The organism is Planococcus sp. A6 (assembly GCF_028823615.1).
Lineage (GTDB): Bacteria > Bacillota > Bacilli > Bacillales_A > Planococcaceae > Planococcus.
Window position 1 is genome coordinate 1 of record NZ_JAPEHT010000258.1, and the last position, 1,065, is coordinate 1,065.

Below are 1,065 nucleotides of genomic sequence, written 5' to 3' on the forward strand. Positions count from 1 at the left end.
TGAACTGAACCCCAAATGGTAGACACTTTAAAAAGTGCCCCCATTTGGGGTTTTTTCTGTTTTCAGACCCCGGTATACTAAGCATATCTACTGGAACGGGAGAGGTTGTTATGAGTAAAATTATCTTTAACGAACACCAACGGCGCATCTTGGAAGCGAATCCGAATGTTAAAACGGTCACAGATCGAACGATTCAATACATCCCTGAATTTAAGGTGAAGGCTGTCCAAGAGAATTTGCAAGGCAAAGGACCGTCTCAAATTTTTGTTGAAAACGGATTCGACCTGACGGTGATTGGGGCGAAAAAACCCAAAGAGGCATTGAAGCGGTGGCGGAAAACATTCGACCTTTATGGCGAAGAAGGGTTTTGGGAAGAGCGCCGTGGAAAAGGCAGTACCGGCCGGCCGTCTACCCAAGAGCTCTCTGCCGAGAAAAAGTTGGAAAAGGCGGAAGCGCGCATCAAATACCTGGAAGCCGAAAATGAGTTGCTAAAAAAGCTCGAGGAACTCGAGAGGCAGGCGAAGAAACGCAGCTGACCCCAGCGGAAAAATTCGAATCGATCAATGTGGTGGTCCGGAAATTCCAACTGAAGAATATGGTGGATGCCCTCTGCCAGACAGCGGAAGTCAGTCGAAGTGGCTACTATGCTTGGCTGAAGAAAGTGGAACAGCACGCCATTCGCGAAGAACAGGACTATGAAGATTACCTGTTGCTGAAAAGCATCTACGATGCGCATCGTGGGAAAGTCGGGTATCGCACCTTTTACATGATCCTTACGGAACTGCTGGAAACCCCGATGAATCACAAGAAGATTCTGCGCCTTATGCGCAAATTCAATCTCTTTGCCAAAATCCGGCGAGCGAATCCTTATAAGCAAATCGCCAAAGCCACACAGGAACACGCCGTCTGTCCAAACCTGTTAGACCGTAAGTTTAAACTAGACGAACCCGGCAAGGTCTTCGTCACGGATATCACGTATCTACCGAACCGGTCGGGACAAATGGCGTATCTGTCCGCTGTAAAAGATATCGCCACCCGCGAAATCGTCGCCTACGAAGTGACGAC

General features: G+C 48.5%; 1 pseudogene. It reads left to right on the forward strand.

From position 1 onward, the window contains the following. Positions 1 to 110: 110 nt before the first annotated feature. Positions 111 to 1,065 (forward strand): annotated as a pseudogene (locus tag ON064_RS18320) (IS3 family transposase); the annotation flags it as partial.